Below are 23,084 nucleotides of genomic sequence, written 5' to 3'. Positions count from 1 at the left end.
ACGGAGGGCCCGCGCCGGCAGACGTCCGGTGCGGGCCCTTTCCGTTCCCGTACGTCTCAGGCGAAGGCCACGCAGGACGCCGCCGGGGCCTGGATGGCGCCCGCCCGGCTCGGCACTCCTGTCGCGGGGTCGATGTCGAACCACGTGACGTCGCCGGAGCGCTCGTTGGCCACGTACAGCCGCCGTCCCTCCGGGTGCAGGGCGAGGTCCCGGGGCCAGTGCCCGCCGCACGGGACGGTGGCGACCAGGCGGGGCCGTTCCCGGGTGTCGTCGAGCGCCAGGACGGCGATGGTGTCGCCACCGCGCACCGCCGCCCACAGGAACCGCCCGTCGGGCGACGCGACGATCCCGGAGGGGTGGTTCACGGCCTCCGTGTCCGGCTCCCTCGGCAGGACGGCCGTCTCGCCCAAGGGTGCGAGGGTGCCCGTGGCGGGGTTCCAGCGGCAGACGGTGAGCGTGGGGGCGAGTTCGGCGAGGACGTAGACGTGGCTGCCGGACGGGTGGAAGGCGAGGTGGCGCGGGCCGCTGCCCGGGCGCAGCGCGGTCTCGCCGTGCGGTGCCGGTTCGCCCGTCGAGGGGTCGAGGGCGCAGACGTGTACGGAGTCGGTCCCGAGGTCCACGGCCAGCAGCCAGCGGCCGCCGGGGGCGGGCACCACCTGGTGGGCGTGCGGGCCGGCCTGCCGGTCCGGGTGCGGGCCCGCGCCCCGGTGCCGCAGCACCCTGGCGGCGGGCTTCGGCGCGCCGTCCGGGCCCAGCGGCAGGACGCTCACGCCGCCGGAGCCGTAGTTGGCGGTGAGGACGTGTCCGTGGGCGAGCGCCAAGTGGGTCGGATGCGCACCGCCCACCGGGGCGGGGGCGCCGAGCAGCCGGGGCGCGGGCCCCGTGACGTCGAAGGCCGCGACGGTGCCCTCCTCGGTCTCGCCGGCCGCGTACAGCAGGTCGCCGCCGGGCGCGGTCACCAGGAAGGACGGGTCCGCGACCGCGTCGGACGCGCCCGTGACGGTCAGCGCGCCCGTCGTCCGGTCCACGGCGGCCGCGACGACGCCGCGTCCGCCCGCCGAGGTGAACGAGCCGATGTAGGCCCGACCGCCGCTCTGCCGTGCCTCGTCAGCCACCACGCTGCCCCTCTCCGCCTGCCGAGCCCGGTGCGCACCCGACGCTAGCAGGTCTAGACCAAGGCAGGTCGGGGTTCGGCCTTACGCGCCGATCAGGGGTTCGCGCGGGGAGGTGCGCAGCGGGGTGGCGAGCGCGGTGAGCGCGCGTTCCAGGCTGTGCAGGTGCGCCAGCGCGGGCTCGGTCAGGATCGCCGAAGCGGGCAGCGCGGCGTCGGCCGGGGCGGTACGGGCCTCCCGCGCCTTCTCCGGCGTCGTGAGCGCTTCGGCGGCCGCCTCCACGCGCCAGCACGCGGCGGCCAGCCGGGCGTCGTGGGACGCCTCCGGGTCCGCCGCGATGGAGGCCAGGCCCCGTACCTCGCGGGCGCACGCGTCGAGCAGCTCCAGCACCTGCCGGGCGCGGGCCTTGCGGGCGCGCAGCGGGCTCAGCGGGTGCACGAGCGGGGCCAGGGAGAGCCGTACGCGGCCGAGGAGGGCCTCCAGTTCGGCGACGTGCGGGGAGGGGTCGGCGCCCGGGGTTCCGGACAGGCGGGCGGCGGCCTCCGCGGTGCAGACGTGCACGCAGCGCAGGGCGCGCTGGATCCAGGCGTCCGTCGTGGCGTGGGTGGTGATGGGCAGCACGAAGAGCACGGCCAGCACCGCGCCGAGCGCCCCGGCACCGGTCTCCAGGGCACGCAGCGCGAGCAGGGCCGGGTCCAGGACGCCCAGGAGGCCGTAGAGCGCCCCGGCCATCAGCGTCACGGACAGCATCATCCAGGTGTAGGAGACGGCGGCGGTGTAGAAGATGCCGAAGACGCAGGCCCCGACCAGGACGGCGGTGGGGACGGCGGCACCGTCCAGCGGGACGACGACCACCAGGCCGACGGCGATGCCGATGAGCGTGCCGAGCACCCTGCGGAAGCCGCGTACGAGCGTCTCACCGCGCGAGGCGGTGTTGACGAAGATCCACCAGGTGGCGCCGACGGCCCAGTACCAGCGCTCACCGGACAGCATCTGGCCGATCACCAGCGCCACGGCACCGCCGACGACCGCCTGGACCGCCTGGCGCGTGGTGGTGCGGGCCAGCCCCCGGCCCTCGTCCGGCGCCTGCACGGCGGGCGGAGTCAGGCGCCGCTCGTAGCACCACAGGCCGAAGCGGACCGCCGAGGAGGAGAGCAGGGACAGGGCGACGGCGGCGTACAGCTCGGGGAGCTGGCCGGGCAGGGTGTGCAGGAACTGCGTCACGAAGAACGTCATGAACGCGAAGACACCCAGCGAGTGTCCGCGCGGTCCCCAGCGGCGGACGTAGACCCCGGCGCCCATGACGGCCAGGAAGGCCACGTCCCGCGCGACGGGGTGGTCGTGCAGGACGGCGGCGAGGGCGAGCACCGGGAACCCGACGGCGGGCAGCAGGGCGGTGGTGACGGCCTGCTTGCGCACGGTGGCGTCCGTGACGGTGAAGAGCGCGAGGAGCGCGGCGAGACCGCCGGTGATGGCCGCCGCGAGAGAGAGCCCGGCCAGCCCGCACACGGCGACCGCCACGCTGATGCCGAGGACGGCCCGAGCGGCGCTGCGCAGTCGCAGCCGCCCCGGATCCGGAGCCACGAACACCCTCTTCAGCACAGTTTCCCGCCCCTTCGACGTTTCCGGCGTACACGCATGAAAAAGGCGCCGCGGGATCCGCAGCGCCATCGACACCCCCATGACACCATCCTCCGGCCCGTTGGCTCAACTCATGCCCGCACCACTGGTCCATTGGCCCAGGGGTGCGCAGGGCCCGGACGTATGGACCGTGCCAATGGGCCAGCTCAAGGTGGGGCGCGGCCCCGGTCGATGAGGAGAGGGAAGCGAGCCGACCATCAGGACCGTGCCAGGGGAGTGCACATGCCGACCACGACGAAGCCGACGCCGACACCGGAGCCACAGCTGAGCGGGGACGGAGTTGCCGTCGGTTCACCCGTCCCCTTCGCCGTACGGCACCGGCATCTCGTATCCGTACTCGCGCTCGTGCTGATGGCCCTGTCCGGACTGGTGGGGCACGATGTGGCCGACCGCCTGTCCTCGGGCGGCATCGTGCCGCCCGGGGCCGAGTCGCTGCGCGCGGAGGAGATCCTCCGGAGGGATTTCCTGGCAGGCAGGCCGGATCTCGTACTGCTGGCCCGTACGGAGGCCCCCGGCCGTCGTGGCGTGGACGCCCCCGCCGCCGTCTCAGCCGCCCGTCTGGTGGAGCGGCGCCTGGCCGCCGACCCGGGGGTCGCGCGCGTGCAGTCGTACTGGACGCCTGGCGGGACGCCGGGCCGGGAGGCCGGCCAGGAAAGCAGCCGGCAGACGGGCGCGACAACGGGTCACGAGACCGGTCCCGTCACCGGCCGCCCAAGCGGGTCCGCCGCGGCCCTCCGGGCGCGGGACGGGCGGGCCGCGCTGGTGCTGGCGTGGCTGCGTGGGGGTGACCGGGAGCGGGGCAGGACCGCCGAGCGCGTGGTGCCGGAGGTGACCGGACGGTTCGGGCCGCTGGAGGTGACGGCCGGGGGCGAGGCGGCAACACGCGTGGAGGTGGCCCGGCAGGCGTCCCGCGACGCCCGGATGAGCGAGCTGGTCGCCCTGCCGGTCACCGCGACGCTCCTGCTGCTGGTGTTCGGCTCGCTGGTGGCCGCCGCGCTGCCCGTGCTCGTCGGGGTCTTCGCCGCGCTCGGCACCACCGCGCTGCTGCGCAGGCTCACCGACGTCACCGAGATCTCGGTGTACGCGCTCAACATCGGCACCGCCCTGGCCTTCGCCCTCGCGATCGACTACAGCCTGTTCCTGGTCAGCCGGTACCGCGAGGAACGGGCGAACGGCGCGGTGACCGCCCAGGCCCTGCACACGGCGCTGCGGACGGCCGGCCGGGCGGTGGCCTTCTCGGCCGCCACCGTGGCGTGCAGCATGGCCGCCCTGCTGGTCTTCCCGCACCCGCTGCTGCGCTCGCTCGGGTACGCGGGCGTGGCGGTCACCGTCATGGCCGCCGTCGGCAGTCTGGTCGTACTCCCGGCGGTGCTCGCGCTGCTCGGCGACCGGCTCGACCGCCTGGACGTGTTCGCCCGGTGGCGCCGCCGCTCCCCGTCGGACCGTACAAGAACGACGCCGACGGGCGGCTGGGGGCGCATCGCCCTGGCGGTGATGCGGCGGCCGCTGGCGACGGGGATCCCCGTCACCTGCCTGCTGGTGCTGCTGGCCGTCCCGTTCACCGACGTCCGGTTCGCGATGTCCGACGACCGGGTGCTGCCCGCGGCCACCGCCGCCGGAGGTGTCGGCGCGGCACTGCGCCAGGACTTCCCCGACTCACCGGTCGGTGCCACCACCGTCGCCCTGCCCGGCCTCTACGCCCGCTCCCGCACCGCGGAACTGGACCGCTACGCGCGGCGCGTCTCCGCCGTGGACGGGGTGGCACGGGTGGACACCGCGACCGGGACGTACCGGCGGGGACGGCTCGTCGCCGGTCCCTCCTCGTCGGCCGCCCGCTTCGGGTCACCGCACGGCGCGTACCTGTCGGTCGCCACGGTCGGTGAGCCGGGCGATCCGGCCACCGCCGACCGCGTCGAGGCGATCAGGGACGTGCCGGCACCCGCCCGCGCCTGGGTGGGCGGGTTCGGCGCGAGGGTCGCCGATGTACGCGGGGCGATCGGTGAACGGCTCGGACCGGCCCTGACGCTGGTGGGCGCGTCCATGTTCGCCCTGGTCCTGGGGCTGACCCGGCGGCCCGTGCTGGCCGTCAAGGCGCTGGTGCTGAACACGCTCAGCCTCTGTGCGACCTTCGGCGCCTTGGTCTTCGTCTTCCAGCAGGGCCATCTGCGGTGGCTGGTGGGGGACTTCGTGGCGACGGGTTCCCTCGACGTGCAGCTTCCGGTGGTGACGTTCTGCGTCGCCTTCGGCCTGTCCATGGACTACGAGTGCATGCTGCTGTCCCGCATGGTCGAGGAGCACCGGGCGGGGGCGGACACGGTGACGGCGGTCGCCCGGGGACTGGACCGTACCGCCCGGCTCTTCACCTGGTCGGCCGTCATCCTGGCCGTGGTGATGGTGGCGCTGGCGACGTCGGGCCTCGTCTTCCTGAAGGCGGTCGGGGTGGGACTGGCGCTGGCCGCCATCCTGGACGCGACGGTCGTACGGGGCCTGCTGGTGCCCGCCGTGATGCGGCTGGCCGGGCGCGCCAACTGGTGGTCGCCCTCGTGGCTGCGCGGCAAGGGAGTGCGAGGTGAGCCATTGGTACGGTGATACGGAGGAATCGCCGTACCACGAGGGGGCCGACGGACCATGGCGGTGGACGAGCTGGACACCCGCATCCTGCGGCTGCTGCTCGAGCAGCCGCGCACCAGCGTGCGCGAGTACGCGCGGATCCTGGGCATCGCCCGCGGCACCCTGCAGGCGCGGCTGGACCGGATGGAGCGGGACGGGGTGATCACCGGTACGGGGCCGGTGCTCTCCCCCGCCGCGCTCGGGCACCCGGTGCTCGCGTTCGTGCACATCGAGGTCACCCAGGGACACCTGGACGAGGTGGGCGACGCGCTCGCCGCCATCCCCGAGATCGTCGAGGCGTTCTCGATCACCGGCGGCGGGGATCTGCTCACCCGGGTCGTCGCGCGGGACAACGGGCACCTGGAGGACGTCATCCAGCGGCTGATCCAGCTGCCGGGTGTGGTGCGTACGCGTACGGAGATGGCGCTGCGCGAGCGGGTGCCGCACCGGCTGCTGCCGCTGGTGGAGGCGGTGGGCCGGGCGTCCGCCTCCGGACAGAGGTGAGCCGGGCCATGAGCAGCTCCCGCACCCGCACGGCGGTCATCTTCGATCTCGACGGCACGCTGGTCGACAGCGAACCGAACTACTACGAGGCGGGCCGCCGGCTCCTGGAGCGCTACGGCGTCACGGACTTCGGCTGGGACCGCCACACCGACTTCATCGGCATCGGGACGCGCGAGACGCTGGAGGTCCTGAAGGAGGAGTACGGGATCGACGCGCCGATCGAGGAGCTGCTGGCCGGCAAGAACCGGCACTACCTGGAGCTGGCCCGCGCCGCGACCGAGGTGTTCCCCGAGATGCGGGCGTTCGTGGAGCTGTTGCACGCGCGGGGCGTGCCGATGGCCGTCGCGTCCGGTTCGTCGCGCGCCGCGATCGAGGCGGTCCTCGGCGGGACGGGGCTGGACGCGTACCTGACCACCCTGGTGTCGGCGGAGGAGGTCGAGCGGGGCAAGCCGGCGCCGGACGTGTTCCTGGAGGCGGCGCGCCGGCTCGGGGTGGAGCCGGCGCACTGCGTGGTGCTGGAGGACGCCCCGCCCGGCGCGGCGGCGGCCACGGCCGCGGGGATGCGGTGCATCGCCGTGCCGTACGTACCGGAGACGGTCGACGACCCGGCGTTCGGCGGGGCGGGGCTGCTGCTCCTGCCCGGCGGGCAGGCGGAGTTCACGGCGCGGGCGGCGTACGACTTCGTCATGGCGGGCCGTTAGCCCCCCTCGCCCTCGAAAATGCGTTGCCCCGCCCGATCCCGGCACGGGAGGCTTCCCGTCATGTCCGACAACGTATCGAGCGGTTCACGTGGTGTGGCCGCCCTCTTCTCCCACGGTCGCCTGACCGCCATCCCGCGCAAGCCGGCCCGCCGCGAGCAGCTGCTCGTCCATCTCACCGAGACGCTGTTCGAGCGGGACCGGTCCTACACGGAGCCCGAGGTCAACGAGGCGCTGCGCACGGTGCACGAGGACTGCTCGGCGCTGCGCCGCTACCTGGTGATCGGGGGAATGCTGACCCGGACCCGGGACGGCGCGAGCTACCGCCGGGTCGCTTGACCGTCAGAACCGGGCGTGGGCGGTGATGTCCGCGCCGAACTGGTCGATCATCGCCGGGGTCACGGTCGGCCGGCACTGGGCGATGGCCTCCAGATAGTCCTCGGTGCTCGCGCCCGGTGCCCGCCCCTGGTCCTGGTCTCCCAGGTCCCGCTCGAAGGCCGTCTGGGCGGCGATGCGGGCGGCGTGCTCGATGTCGGCCGGGGTGAACAGGTCGCTGGCGGCCACCAGCACGGACACGTCCACATCCGACCGGCCGTCCGTGTACCGGGACCAGATCGCGGCGCGCGCCGCCTTGTCCGGCGTACCGATCGGGATGAGGTAGTCGAACCTGCCGGGGCGCAGGAACGCCGGGTCGAGCGAGCGGATGGAGTTGGTGGCGCACACCAGCAGGCGTTCGTCGCCCTCCCGGAACCGGGGTATCAGCTTGAGCAGTTCGTTGGTGACGCCGTGCATCCCGCCGGGCTGCGCGGGCTCGGTGCGTACGGGGGCGATCTCCTCGACCTCGTCGATGAAGACGAGCACCCGCTCCAGCTCCGAGATGCGGGCGAACGCGCTGCGCAGCGCGGCCGCCAGGTTGCCCTCGTCGGCGAGCCGGGACGGCAGGAGTTCGACGAAGGGCCAGCCGAGCCGGGAGGCGATGCCCCGGGCGAAGGTGGTCTTGCCGGTGCCGGGCGGCCCGAACAGGGTGATGGCGCGCGGCGGCCGTACGCCGTGCCGGGCGGCCCTCTCGGGCTGGGCGAGCGGCAGGACGACCCGCCGCTCGATGAGGTCCTTCTCCGCCTCCATACCGGCGACCTTGCCCCACAGGTCGCCCGGCAGGAAGCTGCCGCCGAGGTCCTCCAGCAGGTTGGCGGCGGGCCCGTGGAGCGGTTCGACCTTCTCGAAGTAGGCCACGGCGGGCTGCCGGGTGTAGCCGGCGTTGAGCAGGCCCTCACCCACGAGCTCCTCCTCCGGCAGCACGTAGGCGATCCGCCCGACGCGGGCGGCGACGAGGCGCCGCTCCAGCTCCACCAGCAGCGCGCTCGCCAGCCCCCGGCCGCGCCAGGCAGGGGAGATGGCGATACGCATCACCCACGCGCGCTCCCCCGCCACGCAGGCGAGCGCCGCACCGATGGGTGCGCCCTGGTGGACGGCGACGACCGCGGGCTGGCGGGACGTCAGCGCGCCGATGCACTCGGCGAGTGAGAAGACGGACTCCTGTCCGAGCTCGGCCGTGGTGTCGATCAAGTGGACGACCGCCGCGAGATCGCTTTCACGGTAGTCGTGGATCAGCCAGTTCACCGGTACCACCCCTCTTTGGTGCTGTTCCGGCGAGGCTAGGGGCGGCGGCATGCCGGGTCGTGTGCCGCTGTGCACAAGGGAGCGGCGCCGACTACGACGTTGTGGAGGTGGACGCCGGACGGTGGACGTGAGGGGGGCGGGGTCGACAGGATCCCGGGTGACACACGTTTCCAGGGGCGGAAGGCGGAACGTACGCATGGCGAAGCACTGGGCGGACTTCCAGTACGAGATCTACCTGAACGGGATGAACGGCGCCGTACCGCGGCTGCCGACGGATCTGACGCGCCTGGAGGAGCTCACCGAGCGGCGCCTGGGCCCCGGTCCGGTCGGTTACGTGGCGGGCAGCGCGGGCAGCGGCAGCACGGCGGCCGCCAACCGGGCGGCGCTGGAGCGGCGGCGGATCGTGCCGCGGATGCTGCGGGACGTGCACGAGCGGGACCTGTCGGTGGAGGTGCTGGGCCGCGCGCTCCCGGCGCCGCTCGCCCTCGCGCCCGTGGGCGTGCTGTCGATCATGCACCCGGACGCGGAACCCGCCGCGGCGCGGGCCGCCGCCGCGCACGGCGTCCCGTACATCCTGTCGTCCGCCTCCAGTACGCCCATGGAGCAGGTCGCCGAGGCGATGGGCGACGCGGAACGGTGGTTCCAGCTGTACTGGGCGAAGGACCGCGAGGTGACCCGGTCCTTCCTGGACCGGGCGAAGGCGGCGGGGTTCAGCGCGCTGTTCGTCACGCTGGACACGCCCCTGCTGGCGTGGCGGCCGCGCGACCTGGACCAGGCGTACCTGCCGTTCCTGCACGGCGTGGGCACCGCGAACTACTTCACCGACCCGGCGTTCCAGGCGGGACTCGCCAAGCCCGTGCACGAGGACCCGAACGCCGCGGTCATGCACTTCGTCTCCATGTTCGCCGACCCCGCCAAGACGTGGCCGGACCTGGCGTTCCTGCGGGAGAACTGGGACGGTCCGATCGTGCTCAAGGGCATCCTGCACCCGGACGACGCCCGGCGCGCCGCGCAGGCGGGCATGGACGGCGTGGTGGTGTCCAACCACGGCGGCCGCCAGGTGGCAGGTTCCGTCGCCGCCGCCGACGCCCTGCCCCGGGTCGCCGAGGCGGTCGGTGACCGGCTGAGCGTGCTGTTCGACAGCGGCATCCGCACGGGCGACGACATCTTCAAGGCGCTCGCGCTGGGCGCGGATTCGGTGCTGGTGGGGCGTCCGTACGCGTACGGGCTCGGCCTCGACGGACAGGCGGGCGTCGAGCACGTCATCCGCTGCCTGCTCGCCGAACTCGACCTGACCCTGGCAATGTCCGGGCACTCCACGCCCACCACGCCGGGCCCGGACGACCTCGTCGAGGAGCGGACCGCATGACCGCCCCGAAGAACGTGCTCGCCGTCGTCGCGCCCCGCCTGGGCGGCCGCACCGCCGGCGCCGCGCTGGCCACGGTCTTCCCCGCCGGGGCCCGCGTCACCGTCGTCGAGACGTCCGACGAGGACCCGGCGGCGCTGCGCGACGCCCATGTCGTCGTCACGGCCCTCGCCCCGGTCACCGCCGCGCACATCGCCGCCGCACCGCACCTGGAGCTCGTCCAGTGCGCCGGCCACGGTTACGACGACGTCGACGTGGACGCCGCCCGCAGGCGCGGCATCCCGGTGTGCACGATCGGCTCCAGCGGCGCCGAGAAGCAGGCCGTCGCCGAACACACCTTCGCGCTCATGCTGGCCCTCGCCAAGCAGTTGATCCCCGCCCATACCGCGCTCGTCGACGCGGACTGGGCGCTGCCCCGGCTGCGGCACTCCCTCACCGAGCTGGCCGGAAAGACCCTCGGCGTCATCGGCCTCGGCGCGATCGGCGAGGAAGTCGCCCGCCGCGCGGTGGCGTTCGACATGAGCATCGTCTACGCCGGACGGCGCCGCGCCTCCCCCGGCACGGAGGCCCGCCTCGGCGGCGCCCGCCACCTGCCGCTCGACGACCTCCTCCGCACCGCCGACTACGTCACCCTGCACGCCCCGCTCACCGACGCCACCCGCCACCTGCTCGACGCCGAGCGCCTGGCCCTCCTGAAGCCGACGGCCTTCGTCGTCAACACCGCCCGCGGCGCCCTCGTCGACCAGGACGCCCTCGCGGCGGCACTGGAGTCCGGTGCCCTCGCCGGCGCCGCCCTGGACGTCTTCGAACCCGAACCGCCCCCGCCGTCCCTGCGCCTGCTCAAGGCCCCGAACGTCGTCCTGTCCCCTCACGCCGCGGGCGTCACCCGCGAAACCGTGGCCCGCATCGCCCTGTCCGCAGTCCAGAACGTCGCCGCCCACCTGTCCGGCAAGCCGCTGCGGGACGTCGTCCCGTGACGCGGCGGAGGGGGTTCAGCCGAGGAAGCTGAGCCGCACCTGGCGGTCCGGGTTGTCCTTGTTGGTGTCGACCAGGCAGACCGACTGCCAGGTGCCCAGGGCCATCTCGCCGCCCACGACCGGGATCGTGGCGTGCGGGGGGACCAGGGCCGGGAGGACGTGGTCGCGGCCGTGGCCAGGGCTGCCGTGGCGGTGCTGCCAGCGGTCGTCGGCGGGGAGGAGGGTGTGGAGGGCGGCCAGGAGGTCGTCGTCGCTGCCGGCGCCGGTTTCGAGGATGGCCACGCCGGTGGTGGCGTGCGGGGTGAAGACGTTCAGCAGGCCGTCGCGGCCCGCCGCGGTCTCCCGGAGGAAGGAGGCGCAGGCGCCGGTCAGGTCGTGGACCGTTTCCTTGTTGCCGGTGGTGATGCGCAGCGTACGGGTGGTGAATGCGTCGCTCATGCCTCCATGGTGTCACCGTGCGGCGCCCGCGCGCGGCGCCGTGGACGTGACGAGTCGTCAGACGTCACGATGGGGGCATGGTGAGGGATGACGCGTCAGCGCAGGTGTCACTGCCCGGGTCCGTCGACGTCGTGGTCGTCGGCGGGGGCGTCATCGGGGCGAGCATCGCGTTCCACCTCGCCGAGGCGGGGGCCGGGCGGGTGCTGGTGGTGGAGCGGGACACGCCCGCCTCCGGGTCGTCGGGGAAACCGATCGGCGGTGTGCGGGCGCAGTTCTCGGATCCGGTCAATGTACGGCTGGGGCAGCGGAGCCTGGAGGCGTGGCGGGCGTTCGGGGAACGGCCCGGGGCGGAGGTCGGGCTGGAAGGGGTGGGGTACCTGTTTCTGCTCGGGGACGAGGGCGAGGTGGCGGTCTTCCGGGACGGCATGGAGGTGCAGCACGCGTACGGCGTGCCCAGCCGCCTGCTGAGCCCCCGCGAGGCGCACGCGCTGTGCCCGTACGTCGACCCGTCCTCGATCGTGGCCGCCGCCCACTCCCCCGCCGACGGGTACGCACTGCCCCGCGCGGCCGTCACCGGTTACCTGCGGGCCGCCGCCGCGCTCGGGGCGGGCGTCGTCACCCGGTGCGCCGTCACCGGGATCGAGACGTCCGGCGGGGCCGTGCGCGCGGTGCGGACGACCGCCGGGACCGTGCGTACCGGGGTGGTGATCTGTGCGGCGGGGGCCTGGTCGCGGGCGGTCGGCGCGATGGCGGGGGTGGACCTGCCGGTCACGCCGCTGCGCCGGCAGATGGCCCTGACCGGGCCCCTGGACCCGGCTCCGCCGCGGGTGCCGTTCACCCTCGACTACGGCTCCACGCTGTACTTCCACGGTGACGGCGCCGGTGGGCTGGTGCTGGGGATGTCCGATCCGCGCGAACAGCCCGGTTTCGGGCGGGAGTTCGGCACGGAGTGGCTGGCGCTGTTCCGGGAGGCGGCCGCCCGGCGCGTGCCCGCGCTGGTGGACGTGCCGGTGAGGGGCGGCTGGGCGGGCCTGTACGAGATGACACCCGACCGCGACGCGCTGATCGGTGAGGCCCCGGGCGTCAGCCGGTTCCTGTACGCGACGGGCTTCTCCGGGCACGGGTTCCTGCAGGCGCCGGCGGTCGGCGAAGTGGTGCGGGACCTGTACCTCGGCAGGACGCCGTTCGTCGACGTCGCACCGCTCTCCGCCGGCCGGTTCGAGGGCGCCGCCACCGGGTGGCGCTCGGAGGCGCACGTCATCTGAGGAGTTCTCATGGTTCCCGCCTGGCGGCTGCGCGCCGCGTTCGCCCGTCGGCTCTCGGACATGTACGGCGCCGAAGTGCCCGCGTACACCACGCTGCTGGAGGTGGCGGGGCAGGTCAACGACGACGTGCTGAGCAAGAGCGGGGCGGCGGCGGAGCGGCTGGGGAGCATCGAACGGGTGACCGCCGAGCGGCACGGCGCGATCCGCGTCGGTACGCCACGCGAGCTGCGGCAGGTGGCGCGGGTGTTCGGCGCGCTGGGGATGGAGCCGGTGGGCTTCTACGATCTGCGGGACGCCGCCGACAGCGCCGTACCGGTCGTGTCGACGGCCTTCCGGCCCGTCCGGGCCGAGGAGCTGGCGCGCAATCCGTTCCGGGTGTTCACCTCGCTGCTGACGTGCGACGACCGGCGGTTCTTCGACGCGGACCTCCAGGCACGGCTGCAGGAGTTCCTGGCGCGGCGCCAGTTGTTCCCGCCGGAGCTGCTGGAGCTTGCCGAGCTCGGGGAGCGGGAGGGCGGGCTGCCGGAGGAGCTGGCGGAGCGGTTCCTCACCCTGGCCGTCGCGGCGTTCGAGCTGTCGCCGGAGCCGGTGGACCGGGCCTGGTACGAGGAGCTGGAGGAGGTCTCCGCCGTCGCGGCCGACATCGGCGGGGTCACCAGCACCCACATCAACCACCTCACGCCCCGCGTCCTGGACATCGACGAGCTGTACCGGCGCATGGAGGACCGGGGCGTCGCCATGATCGACCGGATCCAGGGGCCGCCGCGCTGGGACGGGCCGGACGTGCTGCTGCGCCAGACGTCGTTCCGGGCGCTCGCCGAGCCGCGCGCGTTCCGCGAGCCGGACGGGCGGATCACGCACGGGTCGCTGCGGGTGCGGTTCGGCGAGGTGGAGGCGCGCGGCATCGCCCTGACGCGGGCCGGGCGGGCCCTGTACGACGAGCTGATCACCGAGCCGGCCGAGGTGTGGGCGGCCCGCTTCCCGCGCACCGAGCGCGAACTGGCCGTGCGGAGGCTGGCCTTCTTCACGTACGAGCCCGTCGCCGGCCGCGCGCGGGACGGCGCCCGGCCGCCGCGCGACCTCGCCGGGCTGCTCGACGGCGGCTGGGTCACCGCGCACCCGATCGTCTACGAGGACTTCCTGCCGCGCTCGGCGGCCGGGATCTTCCAGTCGAACCTCGACCGGGCCGGGACGCGGGACGCGGGCGCGCGGGCGGCCACGGCGTACGACCAGGAGTGGCTGGCGGGGGCCATGGAACGCCCGGTGCACGACCCGTTCGACCTGTGTGCCGCGCAGCAGGACCGCTCACTGGCGCGCACGCCGCACGCCCTTGATCCCGAGGAGACACCATGACCCCGCCGTTGCCGACCACCGACAAGCTCCGCGCCCGCACCGAGAGCGCCCTGCTGCGCTGCGGCGCCGAACTGCCCACCGCCGAGGGCGAGGTCGTCTCGCGTACGCCGGTCACGGGCGGCGTCCTGCGCCGGATGCCGGCCGCCTCCCCCGACGACGTGGCGGCGGCGGTCGGCGCGGCCGCCGAGGCGTTCCGGAGGTGGCGCACGGTCCCGGCGCCCGTCCGGGGAGCGCTGGTCAAGCGGCTGGGCGAGCTGTTGAGCGCGCACCGGGAGGACCTGGCGGAGCTGGTCACCGTCGAGGCGGGCAAGATCCGCTCGGAGGCGCTCGGCGAGGTGCAGGAGATGATCGACATCTGCGACTTCGCGGTCGGCCTGTCGCGTCAGCTGTACGGGCGGACGATGGCGTCCGAGCGGCCCGGCCACCGGCTCTCGGAGACCTGGCACCCGCTGGGTGTCGTGGGCGTGATCTCGGCGTTCAACTTCCCGGTCGCGGTCTGGGCCTGGAACACGGCGGTCGCGCTGGTCTGCGGTGACACCGTGGTGTGGAAGCCCTCGGAGCTGACGCCGCTCACCGCGCTCGCGTGCGACGCGCTGCTGGCGCGGGCCGCCGCCGAGTCGGGCGCCCCGGCCGGCGTGCACCGGCTGGTCGTCGGCGGGCGCGAGACGGGCGAGCGGCTGGTGGACGATGCGCGGGTGGCGCTGGTGAGCGCGACCGGGTCGGTGCGGATGGGGCGGGAGGTGGCGCCGCGGGTGGCCGCGCGGTTCGGGCGGTGCCTGCTGGAGCTGGGCGGCAACAACGCGGCGGTGGTCACCCCGTCGGCCGACCTGGACCTGGCGGTGCGGGGCATCGTGTTCTCGGCGGCGGGCACGGCGGGGCAGCGGTGCACGACGCTGCGCCGGCTGATCGTCCACGAGGACGTGGCGGACCACCTGGTGGAGAAGGTGGTGCACGCCTATGGGCAGCTGCCGGTCGGTGACCCGTTCGAGGCGCGGACGCTGGTCGGGCCGCTGATCGACGAGCGGGCGCGGCGGGCGATGGCTCAGGCGCTGGAGGAGGCGCAGGCGGACGGCGGCAAGGTGCTGACCGGTAGGGAGCGGGTGCTGGCGGAGGAGGCGCCGGAGGCGTCGTACGTGCGGCCGGCGGTGGTGCGGATGCCGGCGCAGACGGAGGTGGTGCGGCGGGAGACGTTCGCGCCGGTCCTGTACGTCCTCACGTACCGCACGCTGGACGAGGCGATCGCCCTGCACAACGGCGTGCCGCAGGGGCTCTCGTCGAGCATCTTCACGCGTGACCAGCGGGAGGCGGAGCGGTTCCTGGCCGCCGACGGTTCGGACTGCGGCATCGCGAACGTCAACATCGGCACGTCGGGCGCCGAGATCGGCGGGGCGTTCGGCGGTGAGAAGGAGACCGGGGGCGGTCGTGAGTCGGGATCGGACGCGTGGCGCGCGTACATGCGGCGGGCGACGAACACGGTGAACTACGGGGACGACCTGCCGCTGGCGCAGGGGGTGCACTTCCTGTAGGCGGTGCTCGGGAAGATCCACGACCGGTCCCTGGTTAGTAGAAACATGAACGACTTCGGGGATGTGGACGTCGTCGTGATCGGCGCCGGTCAGGCGGGGCTGTCCGCCGCGTACCACCTGCGACGGACCGGGCTGGAGCCGGACCGGGACTTCCTCGTCCTGGACCACGCGCCGCGCCCGGGCGGCGCCTGGCAGTTCCGCTGGCCGTCCCTGACGTACGGCCGCGTCCATGGCATGCACGCGCTGCCCGGCATGGAGCTGACCGGGGCCGACGCCGGCCGGCCGTCGTCGGAGGTGATCGGCGAGTACTTCGCGCGGTACGAGGAGCGGTTCGGGCTGCGGGTGCACCGGCCGGTGAGGGTCACGGCGGTACGGGAGGGGGAGGGCGGGCGCCTGCTCGTGGAGACCTCCGAGGGCACGTACGCCACGCGCGCCCTGATCAACGCGACCGGTACGTGGGACCGGCCGTTCTGGCCGCGCTACCCGGGCCAGGAGACCTTCCGGGGGCGGCAGCTGCACACGGCGGACTATCCGGGGCCGGAGGAGTTCGCCGGGCTGCGGGTGATCGTGGTGGGCGGCGGCGCGTCGGGGACGCAGCACCTGATGGAGATCGCGGAGGTGGCGGCGGAGACGACGTGGGTGACGCGCCGTGAGCCGGTCTGGCGCGAGGGCCCCTTCGGCGAGGCGGAGGGCCGGGCGGCGGTCGCCCTGGTGGAGGAGCGGGTACGGCGCGGGCTGCCGCCGCGGAGCGTGGTGAGCGTGACGGGGCTGCCCCTGAACGACGCCACCCGGCGGGCACGCGAGCGCGGCATTCTGGACCGGCTGCCGATGTTCGACCGGATCACCCCGACGGGCGTGGCGTGGGACGACCGGGGCGCGGTCGACGCGGACGTCATCCTCTGGGCGACCGGCTTCCGCGCCGCCATCGACCACCTCGCGCCCCTGCGCCTGCGCGAACCGGGCGGCGGCATCCGCGTGGACGGCACCCGCGCGCTACGGGACGAGCGCGTCCACCTCGTCGGCTACGGTCCCTCGGCCTCGACGATCGGCGCCAACAGGGCAGGCCGCGCGGCCGCCCGCGACATCCGACGCCTCCTGGAGCGCGACCGCGCCCCGGTGACGGCCTGACCCCCGCGCCGGAGGCCGGGCCGCCGGACGCCGGGTTCCCGTCCGCTTTCGAGCGTCGGGCTCCCGGCATCGGGCGGCGGCGGGCTTCAGGTACGGCAGGGGCCAAGGCGTCGGGGGCCGCGGGTCGCACGTGCGCGGGACGCCGAGCACCACCACCACCCTCCGGACCGGGGCGGGAGCGCCCCGGCGGGCGCCGTGGGGAACGGCCACCAGGGCAGGGGCACCCTCGCGTCGCCGGGCGTCAGTTCGGCGCGGACGCGCGGTACTCGTTGAACTCCCGGACGTTGCGCTGGTGTTCCTGGTAGTCGGCGGTGAAGCGCGTGTCACCGGGCTGGACGGTGACGAAGTACAGCCAGTCGCCGGGCGGCGGTGCGACCGCCGCCCGCATGGCCTGCTCGCCGGGGTTGGCGATGGGCGTGGGCGGCAGGCCCTGGCGGTTGTACGTGTTGTACGGGTTGTCCATCCTGGTGTCGGCGTGTGACGTGTCGAGCGTGGAGCGGCCCAGCCCGTAGTTGAGCGTCGAGTCCATCTGGAGCGCCATGCCCTGGGCGAGCCGGTTGTGGATGACCCGGGCGACCTTGCCCATGTCCTCCGGGGTGTCCGCCTCCGCCTGCACGATGCTGGCGATGGTCACCGTCTGGTACAGGCTCACGCCGTTGCGCTGGGTTCCCGCACCGAGGCCGTCCGCCCGGAACCGTTCATGGGCGGTCCTCACCATGTAGTCCAGCAGGCCGCGCGGGGTCGTCTTCTCGTACACCGGGTATGTGGCGGGGAAGAGGAACCCCTCGGGGTTGCCCTGCGCGTCGGCCGGCAGCTTCAGCTTGCCGCTCTCGGCGATCTGCCGGGTCGTGCCGGGCGGCACCTTGAGCGCCTGGTCGGCCGCGTCGTACACCTGGCCCGCCCGCCAGCCCTCCGGGATGAGCAGCATTGTCGGCTTCTCCGGGGGCGGCGGGGCCGGGGGCTCCCTCAGGAGCAACGGCACCAGCACCGCGGCGGCCACGACGGCGAGCAGGCCGGCGCCCAGGGCCAGCCAGCCCCGGCGGGTCATGCGCGGCCTGCGGCGGGGCGTGCCTGTGCCCTGCGGGGACTGCGGGGACTGCGGGGACTCGTTCACCATGCGGGCACGCTAACCCGATAATGACGCAAATCCTGGCAATTCCGGCATTCGTCGCCCCCCAAGACCACACGCGAACGCGCGAACACAGGCTCGGATGTTCGCCCGAACGCATGATCGCCGCTGATTCCGCTGACCCGTCCCCCTGCGCCGCATGATGCTTACGGGGCGCAAGCGACGGGCTGCAGACCGCGGTTGCGCAGTCCCACACATGCACGTAAGGCACAAGGAGAACGCACCTCATGAACGTCATCACCGACCTGCTCGCCGGCGTCATCCACTTCGTCGGCTGGCTCGTCTGACGATCGTTTCCCCCGGCGCCGTCGCTCCCCCGTCCCACGGGAGCGGCGGCGCCGTCGCGTCGGAACGGGCGGGGGCTCAGGACGTGGCCGGGGCCAGCTCGGCGTCGCCGCGCACCAGTGCCGCGTAGCGGCCGCCCCGCTCCAGCAGCTCGTCATGGGTGCCGCGCTCGGCGATGCGGCCGCCGTCCAGGACGACGATCTCGTCGGCGTCCCTGACGGTGGAGAGCCGGTGGGCGATGGTGATGGTGGTGCGGCCGGCGGAGAGCGCGTCGATCGCCTGCTGAACCGCCTGTTCCGTACGGGTGTCCAGCGCGCTGGTCGCCTCGTCGAGGATCAGCACGGGCGGGTCGCGCAGGATGGTCCGGGCGATGGCCAGGCGCTGCTTCTCGCCGCCGGAGAAGCGGTAGCCGCGCTCGCCGACCAAGGTGTCGTACCCGTCCGGCAGGGACGCGATGTGGTCGTGGATCTGGGCCGCCCTGGCGGCCGCCTCGATCTCCTCGTCCGTCGCGTCCGGCCGGGCGAAGCGGAGGTTGTCGGCGACGGAGGCGTGGAAGAGGTAGGTCTCCTGGGAGACCACGCCCACCCCTCGGGCGAGGCTGTCGAAGTCCAGGTCGCGTACGTCGACGCCGTCGAGGGTCACCCGGCCGCCGGTGACGTCGTACAGCCTCGGCACGAGGTAACTGAGCGTGGACTTGCCGGAGCCGGTGGGCCCGACGACGGCTAGGCTGCCGCCCGCCGGCACGGTGATGTCGATACCGCTGAGGGTCTCGCCGCTCTTCGTGTCGTACCGGAAGTCGACGCCCTCGAAGCGGACCTCGCCGCGGATCGTGTCGAGCCGGACCGGGTCGGCAGGCTCGGTGATGTCGACCGGCAGGTCCAGGTATTCGAAGATCCGCTGGAAGAGGGCGAGGGAGGTCTGGATCTCCACGCCGGTCGAGAGCAGGCTCACGGTGGGCCGGAACAGGCCCTGCTGGAGCGAGACGAACGCGACGAGCGTACCGATGGAGATGGCGGGGCCGCCCGCCTGGAGCGCCAGCCCGGCCGCCCAGTAGATCAGGGCGGGCATGGCGGCCATGACGATGCCGATGGTCGACATCCGCCACCGGCCGGCCATCGAGGCGCGCACTTCGAGGCCGACGAGGCGCTCCGACTCGGCGGCGAAGGACGTCGTGAGGGAGTCCGCGCGGCCCATGGTGCGGCCGAGCAGGATGCCGCTGACGGAGAGCGACTCGGTGACGGTCGCGGCCATGGCGGCCATCTGCTTCTGCCGCTGAGTGGTGATCTTCTTGCGCTCGCGGCCGACCCTGCGGCTGATCCACACGAACAGCGGCAGCAGGAGCAGCGAGACGACCGTCAGCCGCCAGTCCAGCGCCAGCATGGCGACGACGGTGGCCACGACGGCGGTCAGGTTGGACACCAGGGACGTCGCCGTGGAGGTGACCGTCGCCTGCATGCCGCCGATGTCGTTGGCGATGCGGGACTGGACCTCCCCGGTGCGGGTGCGGGTGAAGAAGGCGAGCGGCATGCGCTGCAGCTGCGCGTAGACGGCGGTGCGCAGGTCGTGCATGACGCGCTGGCCGACCGTCGTGGAGATCAGCGTCTGCAGCACGCCGAAGACGCTGGTCACCACGGCGGTGAGGATCATGCCGAGGGCGAGCAGCGTGAGCAGGCCGGTGCGCCCCTGCGGGATGGCGGTGTCCAGGATCTCGCGGAGCAGGAACGGCGAGGCGACCGAGACCAGCGACGAGGCGCCGACGAGCAGGCCGACCACCGCCAGCCGGCCGCGATAGGGACGGAAGAGCCGGAGGATGCGCCGGATCTGGGCCGGCGGCTGCTCCGGATCGGGAGGTGGTGGCGTCCAGGCGGACTCTGCGTGGATGCGCATGGGCTCCTTCGAGGGGTCGAGTGCCGTAGGGAAGAACGGCGATCCTTTGAGAGGATAGCTCATTGTTACCTATCCTCACAATGAACAAGGTCCTGTTATCCTCCTGTCATGAACTCCCCCGACGCCGACGGCCTGCTGGCCGAGCAGTTGCTCCGGCTGACCCGGCGCCTCCACCGCAGCCAGAAGCGGCAGCTGGAGTCGGCCGACATAGCGATCACGCCCGCCCAGTCCCGGCTGCTGCGCACGGTCGCGCACTACGACCACCCGCCCCGCATGGCCGATCTCGCCGCCCGGCTGGAGGTGGTGCCCCGCGCGGTGACCAGCCTCGTGGACGGCCTGGAGGCGAGCGGCCGGGTCCGCCGCGTCCCCGATCCGGCCAACCGCCGCGTGGTGCGGATCGAGCTCACCGACGCCGGGCGGGACACGCTGCGGCAGCTGCGCAGCGCGCGCCGGGCCGCCGCAGAGGACATCCTGGCTCCATTGACCGCCGAACAGCGCGAGGTGCTCGGCGGCCTGCTGTCCGCTCTGGTCGACGGAGTGCCGGAGCGGCGCTGCTGAGGCGACGCCGACGTCGAGGGGACCGATGACATGCCGCTGCTGGAGCCGAACCCCGACGACCTCCGCCCCGGCACGCACCGCGGCCCGTCCCCCGACCGCGTACCGGACCTGGTGGCGCACGGCTCACCCGGACGGCTGCGGGACGAGCTGCTCGCCCTCTTCGGCCCCGACAAGGTGCTGTGGCAAGTGTCCGACCTGGTCCGGTACGCGTCGGACGCCAGCCCCTACCGCTTCGTCCCCCAGGTCGTCGTGGTCGCCCAGGACGTCGACGACATCTCGGCGATCCTGGCGTACGCGCACGACAAGGGCCGTGAGGTGGTGTTCCGGGCCGCCGGGACGAGCCTGAACGGTCAGGCGCAGGGCGAGGACATCCTGGTGGACGTGCGCCGGCACTGGGCGGGGATCGAGGTCCTGGACGGCGGCGCCCGTGCCCGGGTCCGGCCCGGCACCACCGTCGCCCGCGCCAACGCCGGCCTCGCCCGGTACGGCCGGGTGCTGGGCCCCGACCCGGCGAGCGCCGTGGCCTGCACGATCGGCGGAGTGGTCGCCAACAACGCGTCCGGGATGACGGCCGGCACGGCCCGCAATTCGTACCGTACGGTCGCGTCCCTCACCGTCGTGCTGCCGTCCGGCACGGTCGTCGACACGGGTGATCCGGCCGCCGACACCGAACTGGCGCGCGCCGAGCCCGCACTGTGCGCGGAGCTGCTCGCCGTCAAGGCGGAGATCGAGGCCGACCCGGAGCTGACGGCCCGTATCCGCGCCAAGTACGAGCTGAAGAACACCAATGGCTACCGCCTCGACGCCTACCTGGACGGGTCCACGCCCGTCGAGATCCTGCGCGGGCTGATGGTGGGTTCCCAGGGCACGTTCGGGTTCATCTCCGAGGTCGTGTTCGACACGCTGCCGCTGGACCGCGAGGTCGCGGCGGCGCTGCTGTTCTTCCCGTCGCTGCCGGCCGCCGCGGCCGCCGTGCCGCGCTTCACGGAGGCCGGTGCGGTCGCCGTGGAGCTGATGGACGGCAACACCCTGCGGGCGTCGGTACGGGTGGACGGGGTGCCCGCCGACTGGGCGCGGCTGCCCGGACCGACCACCGCGCTGCTGGTGGAGTTCCGGGCGCCCGACACGGCGGCCCTGGAGGCGTACGAGCGGGCGGCGGCGGGCGTCCTCGGGGACGTCGAGCTGGTGGCGCCCGTGGCGTCGGTGACCAACGCGTTCACCCGGGACGCCCGCACGATCGGCGGCTACTGGAAGGCCCGCAAGGCGTTCGTCGCCGCGGCGGGCGGCGGCCGCCCGTCCGGTACGACGCTGATCACCGAGGACTTCGCGGTCCCGCCGTCCCGGCTGGCCGAGGCCTGCGAGGCGCTGCTCGCGCTCCAGGCGGAGCACGGCTTCGACGCGGCCGTGGCCGGGCACGCGGCCCACGGCAACCTGCACTTCCTGCTGTCCTTCGATCCGGCCGACCCCGACGACGTCGACCGCTACGCCGCCTTCATGGACGCCTTCTGCAAGCTGACCGTCGAACGGTTCGACGGCTCCCTCAAGGCCGAGCACGCCACCGGCCGGAACATCGCGCCGTTCCTGGAGCTGGAGTGGGGGCCCAAGGCCACGGAGCTGATGTGGCGTACGAAGCGGGCCTTCGACCCGGAGGGGGTGCTGGCGCCGCGGGTCGTCCTCGACCGGGACCCGCGGGCCCATCTGCGCGGCCTGAAGACGGTGCCCACGGTGGAGGCGATCGCCGACGCGTGCATCGAGTGCGGCTTCTGCGAGCCGACCTGCCCGAGCCAGGACCTGACGACGACGCCCCGTCAGCGGATCGTGCTGCGCCGCGAGATGATGCGGCAGAGCCCCGGTTCGCCCGTCGAGGACAGCCTTCTCGCGGCGTACGGCTATACGGCCGTGGACACCTGCGCGGGCGACTCGACGTGCGCGCTCGCCTGCCCGGTGGGCATCGACACGGGTGCGCTGATGAAGCGGCTGCGGCACGCCCGGCACTCGGCGCGCGAGGAGCGGGTGGCGGCGCTGGCCGCGCGGCGGTTCGCGGCCGTGGAGGCCTCGGCGCGGCTCGCGGTGGCCACCGGGCGGCGGCTCGGCGACCGGCTGCCGGCGTCCGTGACGGGACTGCTCCGCAAGGCGGTACGCCCCGACCTGGTGCCCGAGTGGCTGCCGGAGATCCCCGGCGCGGCCGCCGAGCTGCCCGCCACGGAGCGGACGGGCGCGGCCGCCGTGTACTACCCGGCCTGTGTGAACCGGATCTTCGGCGAGCCGGCCGGGTTCGACGGGCCGTCCCTGCCGCAGGCGGTGGTCGCGCTGTCGGCGCGGGCGGGAAAGCCCGTATGGATCCCGGGCGATGTGACGGGCACGTGCTGCGCCACGATCTGGCACTCCAAGGGGTACGAGGAGGGCGCGCGCCTGATGGCCGACCGCGTCGTGGAGGCCGCGTGGGGCTGGACGGCGGGCGGCCGGCTGCCGCTCGTCGTGGACGCCTCCTCGTGCGCGCTGGGCCTGGCGCGCGAGGTGGTGCCGTACCTGAGCGCCCACCACCGTGACCTGCACGCGGAGCTGACGGTGCTCGACTCGGTCGTGTGGGCGGCCGACGAGCTGCTGCCGCACCTGACGGTACGGCGGAAGGCCGCATCGGCGGTCGTCCACCCCACCTGCGCGATGCGGCACCTCGGCGACGAGGACCGGCTGCCGGCGCTCGCGGCGGCGTGCGCGGACGAGGTCGTCGTCCCGGACGACGCCGGCTGCTGCGCCTTCGCGGGCGACCGCGGGATGCTCCACCCGGAACTGACGGAATCGGCGACGGCCCGGGAGGCGGCCGAGGCGACGGCGCGGACGTTCGACGCGTACCTCTCCGCGAACCGCATGTGCGAGCTCGGCATGCAGCACGCCACGGGCCGCCCCTACCACTCCGCGCTCCTCCAACTGGAACGCGCGACCCGCCCCTGAGCCCGCCCGCGCGGCCCGGTCCGGGGCGGCCGCGC

At 74.0% G+C, this 23,084-nt stretch carries 18 protein-coding genes; 12 read left to right on the top strand and 6 right to left on the bottom strand.

Features of this window, described 5'->3' with window-relative positions:
* Positions 1 to 56 precede the first annotated feature (56 nt).
* Both AMK26_RS18035 and AMK26_RS18030 read right to left on the bottom strand, forming a co-directional pair.
* Positions 57 to 1,115, bottom strand: a complete 1,059-nt coding sequence (locus AMK26_RS18035) for a lactonase family protein (RefSeq protein WP_073756253.1) — start codon at positions 1,113 to 1,115, stop codon at positions 57 to 59.
* A gap of 81 nt (positions 1,116 to 1,196) precedes the next feature.
* A complete protein-coding gene (locus tag AMK26_RS18030) occupies positions 1,197 to 2,714 on the bottom strand; it encodes an FUSC family protein (protein ID WP_073755721.1) in 1,518 nt (505 codons plus the stop codon).
* Between the two features lie 261 nt (positions 2,715 to 2,975).
* Here AMK26_RS18030 and AMK26_RS18025 point away from each other — a divergent pair, with 261 nt between their 5' ends.
* Genes AMK26_RS18025 through AMK26_RS18010 form a run of 4 tightly spaced genes read left to right on the top strand, consistent with a single transcriptional unit; the run spans position 2,976 to position 6,904 of the window.
* Entirely contained in the window at positions 2,976 to 5,342 is a 2,367-nt protein-coding gene (locus tag AMK26_RS18025; protein ID WP_158071126.1) for an MMPL family transporter, read from the top strand.
* Positions 5,343 to 5,381: 39 nt separating this feature from the next.
* Entirely contained in the window at positions 5,382 to 5,867 is a 486-nt protein-coding gene (locus AMK26_RS18020) for an Lrp/AsnC family transcriptional regulator (RefSeq protein ID WP_073755720.1), read from the top strand.
* Between the two features lie 8 nt (positions 5,868 to 5,875).
* Entirely contained in the window at positions 5,876 to 6,568 is a 693-nt protein-coding gene (locus AMK26_RS18015; protein ID WP_073755719.1) for an HAD family hydrolase, read from the top strand.
* Between the two features lie 60 nt (positions 6,569 to 6,628).
* Complete coding sequence (locus tag AMK26_RS18010; RefSeq protein WP_073755718.1) at positions 6,629 to 6,904, top strand: DUF2087 domain-containing protein; 276 nt, start codon at positions 6,629 to 6,631, stop codon at positions 6,902 to 6,904.
* Between the two features lie 3 nt (positions 6,905 to 6,907).
* Here the strand turns inward: AMK26_RS18010 and AMK26_RS18005 are convergent, their stop codons facing one another.
* Complete coding sequence (locus tag AMK26_RS18005; protein ID WP_079277721.1) at positions 6,908 to 8,185, bottom strand: ATP-binding protein; 1,278 nt, start codon at positions 8,183 to 8,185, stop codon at positions 6,908 to 6,910.
* 196 nt (positions 8,186 to 8,381) lie between these two features.
* Between AMK26_RS18005 and AMK26_RS18000 the strand changes: the two genes are divergently transcribed.
* Both AMK26_RS18000 and AMK26_RS17995 read left to right on the top strand, forming a co-directional pair.
* A complete protein-coding gene (locus AMK26_RS18000) occupies positions 8,382 to 9,554 on the top strand; it encodes a lactate 2-monooxygenase (RefSeq protein WP_073755716.1) in 1,173 nt (390 codons plus the stop codon).
* The gene (locus tag AMK26_RS17995; RefSeq protein WP_073755715.1) at positions 9,551 to 10,528 is read left to right on the top strand and encodes a 2-hydroxyacid dehydrogenase; all 978 of its coding nucleotides are present in this window, start codon (positions 9,551 to 9,553) and stop codon (positions 10,526 to 10,528) included. Before AMK26_RS18000 ends, AMK26_RS17995 begins: the two co-directional genes overlap by 4 nt.
* A 15-nt stretch (positions 10,529 to 10,543) precedes the next feature.
* Here the strand turns inward: AMK26_RS17995 and AMK26_RS17990 are convergent, their stop codons facing one another.
* On the bottom strand, positions 10,544 to 10,966 hold the full coding sequence (locus tag AMK26_RS17990) for a YjbQ family protein (RefSeq protein WP_073755714.1): 423 nt from the start codon (positions 10,964 to 10,966) through the stop codon (positions 10,544 to 10,546).
* A 77-nt stretch (positions 10,967 to 11,043) separates the two neighbouring features.
* Here AMK26_RS17990 and AMK26_RS17985 point away from each other — a divergent pair, with 77 nt between their 5' ends.
* From AMK26_RS17985 to AMK26_RS17970, 4 genes are read left to right on the top strand one after another with little or no spacing between them, the layout of a single operon-like run.
* On the top strand, positions 11,044 to 12,231 hold the full coding sequence (locus AMK26_RS17985; RefSeq protein ID WP_073755713.1) for an NAD(P)/FAD-dependent oxidoreductase: 1,188 nt from the start codon (positions 11,044 to 11,046) through the stop codon (positions 12,229 to 12,231).
* Between the two features lie 9 nt (positions 12,232 to 12,240).
* On the top strand, positions 12,241 to 13,584 hold the full coding sequence (gene hglS, locus AMK26_RS17980) for a 2-oxoadipate dioxygenase/decarboxylase (protein ID WP_073755712.1): 1,344 nt from the start codon (positions 12,241 to 12,243) through the stop codon (positions 13,582 to 13,584).
* Complete coding sequence (gene amaB / locus AMK26_RS17975; protein WP_073755711.1) at positions 13,581 to 15,110, top strand: L-piperidine-6-carboxylate dehydrogenase; 1,530 nt, start codon at positions 13,581 to 13,583, stop codon at positions 15,108 to 15,110. Before hglS ends, amaB begins: the two co-directional genes overlap by 4 nt.
* A 45-nt stretch (positions 15,111 to 15,155) precedes the next feature.
* Positions 15,156 to 16,238, top strand: a complete 1,083-nt coding sequence (locus AMK26_RS17970) for an NAD(P)-binding domain-containing protein (RefSeq protein ID WP_073755710.1) — start codon at positions 15,156 to 15,158, stop codon at positions 16,236 to 16,238.
* A gap of 241 nt (positions 16,239 to 16,479) precedes the next feature.
* Here AMK26_RS17970 and mltG read toward each other — a convergent pair whose 3' ends face one another.
* Positions 16,480 to 17,355: an endolytic transglycosylase MltG gene (gene mltG / locus AMK26_RS17965; protein ID WP_073755709.1), complete on the bottom strand. Its 876-nt coding sequence runs from the start codon at positions 17,353 to 17,355 to the stop codon at positions 16,480 to 16,482.
* Positions 17,356 to 17,730: 375 nt separating this feature from the next.
* On the bottom strand, positions 17,731 to 19,539 hold the full coding sequence (locus tag AMK26_RS17960; protein WP_073755708.1) for an ABC transporter ATP-binding protein: 1,809 nt from the start codon (positions 19,537 to 19,539) through the stop codon (positions 17,731 to 17,733).
* Positions 19,540 to 19,647: 108 nt separating this feature from the next.
* Between AMK26_RS17960 and AMK26_RS17955 the strand changes: the two genes are divergently transcribed.
* Both AMK26_RS17955 and AMK26_RS17950 read left to right on the top strand, forming a co-directional pair.
* The gene (locus AMK26_RS17955; protein ID WP_073755707.1) at positions 19,648 to 20,097 is read left to right on the top strand and encodes a MarR family winged helix-turn-helix transcriptional regulator; all 450 of its coding nucleotides are present in this window, start codon (positions 19,648 to 19,650) and stop codon (positions 20,095 to 20,097) included.
* Positions 20,098 to 20,127: 30 nt separating this feature from the next.
* A complete protein-coding gene (locus tag AMK26_RS17950; RefSeq protein ID WP_073755706.1) occupies positions 20,128 to 23,049 on the top strand; it encodes an FAD-binding and (Fe-S)-binding domain-containing protein in 2,922 nt (973 codons plus the stop codon).
* Positions 23,050 to 23,084 lie beyond the last annotated feature (35 nt).

This window comes from Streptomyces sp. CB03234 (genome assembly GCF_001905885.1).
Taxonomy (GTDB): Bacteria; Actinomycetota; Actinomycetes; order Streptomycetales; family Streptomycetaceae; genus Streptomyces.
This window is presented reverse-complemented; position numbering and strand designations above follow the sequence as displayed.

Bases quoted from the DNA above. Each gene is read 5' to 3' on its own strand.
- AMK26_RS18025 (WP_158071126.1), top strand. From the start codon at position 2,976: ATGCCGACCACGACGAAGCCGACGCCGACACCGGAGCCACAGCTGAGC.
- AMK26_RS18020 (WP_073755720.1), top strand. From the start codon at position 5,382: ATGGCGGTGGACGAGCTGGACACCCGCATCCTGCGGCTGCTGCTCGAG.
- AMK26_RS18015 (WP_073755719.1), top strand. From the start codon at position 5,876: ATGAGCAGCTCCCGCACCCGCACGGCGGTCATCTTCGATCTCGACGGC.
- AMK26_RS18010 (WP_073755718.1), top strand. From the start codon at position 6,629: ATGTCCGACAACGTATCGAGCGGTTCACGTGGTGTGGCCGCCCTCTTC.
- AMK26_RS18000 (WP_073755716.1), top strand. From the start codon at position 8,382: ATGGCGAAGCACTGGGCGGACTTCCAGTACGAGATCTACCTGAACGGG.
- AMK26_RS17995 (WP_073755715.1), top strand. From the start codon at position 9,551: ATGACCGCCCCGAAGAACGTGCTCGCCGTCGTCGCGCCCCGCCTGGGC.
- AMK26_RS17990 (WP_073755714.1), bottom strand. From the start codon at position 10,966: ATGAGCGACGCATTCACCACCCGTACGCTGCGCATCACCACCGGCAAC.
- AMK26_RS17985 (WP_073755713.1), top strand. From the start codon at position 11,044: ATGGTGAGGGATGACGCGTCAGCGCAGGTGTCACTGCCCGGGTCCGTC.
- hglS (WP_073755712.1), top strand. From the start codon at position 12,241: ATGGTTCCCGCCTGGCGGCTGCGCGCCGCGTTCGCCCGTCGGCTCTCG.
- amaB (WP_073755711.1), top strand. From the start codon at position 13,581: ATGACCCCGCCGTTGCCGACCACCGACAAGCTCCGCGCCCGCACCGAG.
- AMK26_RS17970 (WP_073755710.1), top strand. From the start codon at position 15,156: ATGAACGACTTCGGGGATGTGGACGTCGTCGTGATCGGCGCCGGTCAG.
- mltG (WP_073755709.1), bottom strand. From the start codon at position 17,355: ATGGTGAACGAGTCCCCGCAGTCCCCGCAGTCCCCGCAGGGCACAGGC.
- AMK26_RS17960 (WP_073755708.1), bottom strand. From the start codon at position 19,539: ATGCGCATCCACGCAGAGTCCGCCTGGACGCCACCACCTCCCGATCCG.
- AMK26_RS17955 (WP_073755707.1), top strand. From the start codon at position 19,648: ATGAACTCCCCCGACGCCGACGGCCTGCTGGCCGAGCAGTTGCTCCGG.
- AMK26_RS17950 (WP_073755706.1), top strand. From the start codon at position 20,128: ATGCCGCTGCTGGAGCCGAACCCCGACGACCTCCGCCCCGGCACGCAC.